Origin of the sequence: Pseudonocardia sp. KRD291 (assembly GCF_019263595.1) — a bacterium.
Taxonomy (GTDB): domain Bacteria; phylum Actinomycetota; class Actinomycetes; order Mycobacteriales; family Pseudonocardiaceae; genus Pseudonocardia.
Map to the genome: position 1 here is coordinate 1 of NZ_JADQDD010000434.1, position 3,543 is coordinate 3,543.

1 protein-coding gene is annotated in these 3,543 nt (G+C 75.6%); it reads left to right on the forward strand.

Going from position 1 to position 3,543, the window contains the following annotated elements:
* Positions 1-3,543, forward strand: a 3,543-nt coding sequence (gene smc, locus I4I78_RS31300; RefSeq protein ID WP_218615120.1) for a chromosome segregation protein SMC, incomplete at both ends; no start/stop codon positions are given.

Consider the following 3,543-nt stretch of genomic DNA (forward strand, 5'->3'; position numbering starts at 1 on the left):
CACGATGAAGGGCTTCAAGTCCTTCGCCTCGTCCACCACGCTGCGCCTGGAGCCGGGCATCACGTGCGTCGTCGGGCCGAACGGCTCGGGCAAGTCGAACGTCGTGGACGCGATCAGCTGGGTGCTCGGCGAACAGGGGGCCAAGGCGCTGCGCGGCGGCAAGATGGAGGACGTCATCTTCGCCGGGACGTCCGGGCGGGCGCCGCTGGGCCGGGCCGAGGTCGTGCTCACCATCGACAACTCCGACGGGGCACTGCCGATCGACTACTCCGAGGTGTCGATCACCCGCCGGATGTTCCGCGACGGCGCGGGCGAGTACGAGATCAACGGTTCCCGTGCCCGCCTGCTCGACGTCCAGGAGCTGCTCAGTGACTCCGGCATCGGCCGGGAGATGCACGTGGTGGTCGGGCAGGGGCAGCTGGACTCGGTCCTGGCGTCCAAGCCGGAGGACCGCCGCTCCTACATCGAGGAGGCGGCCGGGGTCCTCAAGCACCGCAAGCGCAAGGAGAAGGCGCTGCGCAAGCTGGACGCGATGCAGGCCAACCTGACCCGCCTGACCGACCTCACCGCGGAGCTGCGCCGCGCGCTCAAGCCGCTGGGACGCCAGGCCGAGGTCGCCCGCAAGGCCCAGTCCGTGCAGTCCGACCTGCGCGACGGGCGGCTGCGCCTGGCCGCCGACGACCTCGTCACGCTGCAGGGCTCGATCGCGCAGGAGGAGGCCGACGAGCAGGGCGCCCGCCGCCGCCGGGCCGAGGTCGAGGAGCAGCTGACCACCGCCCGGGAACGTCAGGACGAGCTGGAGCGCGCGCTGGCCGCGGACGCCCCGCGCCTGGCCGCGGCGCAGGACACCTGGTATCAGCTCTCCGCGCTGGCCGAGCGGCTGCGCGGCACCGTCCGCCTCGCCCAGGAACGGGCCCGGCACCTGTCCGAGGCCGGAGCCGACCGCACGCCGGGCCGGGACCCGGACGAGACCGAGGCCGAGGCCGACGCCGTCGCAGAGCAGGAGGCCGAGCTCGTCGAGGAGGTCGCGCAGGCGCGGAGCCGGCTCGAGGAGGTCGTCACCGAGAAGGCCCAGCGGGAGCGCACCCTGGCCGCGGCCGAGCGCGAGCACATGGCCGCGGTCCGCGCGATCGCCGACCGCAAGGCCGGGATCGCCACCCTGGCCGGCAAGGCCGACGCGCTGCGCAGCGGGGCCGCCGCGACCGCGGAGGAGATCGAGCGGCTCTCCGAGGCACTGGCCGAGGCCGGTACCCGGACGGAGGAGGCGGTCGCCGAGCTGGAGAACACCCGCGAGAGCCTGGGGGTGGAGGGCCCCGCCGACGGTGACGCCGACGCGGGCGGCTCCGACGACCTCGCCGAACGCGTCGAGCAGGCCGCGAACGCGCACCGCACCGCCCGGGAACGGGTCGCGGAGCTGGCCGGACAGGAACGCGACGCCGAGCAGCGCCGTGCGCACTGGCGGGCCCGGGTGGACGCGCTGCAGGCCGGGCTGGTCCGCCGGGACGGCTCCGGCGCGCTGCTCGACGACGCGGGCGAGCACGTCCTGGGCGCCGTCGCCGAGCTGGTCACCGTCGAGCCGGACGCGCGCGCCGCGATCGCCGCGGTGCTCGGCGAGGTGGCCGAGGGCGTCGCGGTCGCGTCGGTGCCGGGCGCGGCGCAGGCGTTGCGGGCCCTGAGCGAGCGCGACGCCGGACGGGCGTCGCTGCTGGTCGGCGGCGCCGCGGCGACGGTCCCGGAGGGCGAGCCGCCGGCCGGGCGGTGGGCGTCCTCGGTGGTCTCGGCGCAGGAGCCGCTGGCCGGTGCGCTGACCGCGCTGCTGCGCGAGGTCGTCGTGGTCGGGTCCCTCGACGACGCCGCCCGGGTGGTCACCGAGCGCCCCGGGCTGACCGCCGTCACCACCGACGGCGACGTGCTCGGCGCGCACCGGGCGCACGGCGGCTCCGGCTCGGGCTCCGGGGCGCTGGAGCTGCAGGCCTCGGTGGACGACGCGACGGCCGCGCGCGCGGCCGTCGACGACGAGCTGGCCCGGCTCGGACCCGCGCTGGAGGGCGCGCGGGACGGCGAGAAGGCCCGCGCGGTCGACCTCGAAGCCGCCCGCACGGCCGCGACCGAGGCGGACCGCCGCCGGGCCGCGGCCGGGGCCCAGCTCGGACGCCTGGAGCAGGTGGTGGCCTCGGCCCGGGCGGAGGCGGCGCGGCTGCAGCAGCGCCGCGACGCCGTCGAGTCCCGCCGGTCGGACTCGCTGCTCGCGCTCGAGGCCGCCGAGCACCAGCTCTCGCTGGCCGAGGACGTCCCGACCGACGACGAGCCGGACACCGAGCTGCGCGACACCGCCGCCGAGCACGTCGACCGCGTCCGGTCCGAGGAGGTGGAGTGCCGCCTCGCGCTGCGCACCGCGGAGGAGCGTGCCCGGGCGATCACCGGGCGGGCCGACGCGCTGCGCCGCCAGGCGAGCGCCGAACGCCAGGCCCGCGCCCGCCACGCCGCCGCCCGCGTCGAGCGGGAACGGGGCGCCGAGGTCGCGACGCTGGTCGTCGAGGCCGGGACGACGGCGTCCGAGCGGATCGAGGAGTCCCTGACCGCGGCCGCCGCCGAGCGCGACGCCGTGCAGAACGCGCGCGCCGAGCGGGAGCGCGCCTACACCGAGTCCCGCGAGACCGTCACGCGCCTGACCGCGTTGATGGAGAAGCTCACCGACTCCGTGCACCGCGACGAGGTCGCGCGCGCGCAGTCCCGGATGCGCCTGGAGCAGCTCACCGAGAAGGTGCTGGCCGAGCACGGCATCGGGGTCGACGACCTGCTCGGCGAGTACGGCCCCGACGTCCCGGTCCCGCCCTCGGACGCCGAGACGGCCGAGTACGAGGCCGCGCGCGAGCGCGGCGAGGACGTCACGGCGCCGCCGCCGATGCCCTACGACCGCGCCACCCAGGAACGGCGGGTGCGCCGCGCCGAGAAGGACATGTCGCTGCTGGGCAAGGTCAACCCGCTCGCGCTGGAGGAGTTCGCCGCCCAGGAGGAGCGCTACAAGTTCCTCTCCACCCAGCTCGAGGACCTCAAGAACACCCGCCGTGACCTGCTCACCGTCGTCCGCGAGGTGGACGACAAGATCCTCGAGGTGTTCACCACGGCCTACACGGACGTGGCGCGCGAGTTCGAGACCGTGTTCTCCACGCTGTTCCCCGGCGGCGAGGGCAAGCTCGTGCTCACCGACCCCGACGACATGCTCACGACCGGCATCGAGGTGGAGGCGCGCCCGCCCGGCAAGAAGGTCAAGCGGTTGTCGCTGCTCTCCGGCGGGGAGCGCTCGCTGACCGCGATGGCGCTGCTGGTGGCGATCTTCCGGGCCCGGCCCTCGCCGTTCTACGTCCTCGACGAGATCGAGGCCGCGCTCGACGACGTCAACTTGCGGCGGCTGATCAGCCTGATGGAGGAGCTGCGCGAGGCCAGCCAGCTCATCGTCATCACCCACCAGAAGCCGACGATGGAGGTCGCCGACGCGCTCTACGGCGTGTCCATGCGCGGCGACGGCATCACCACGGTCAT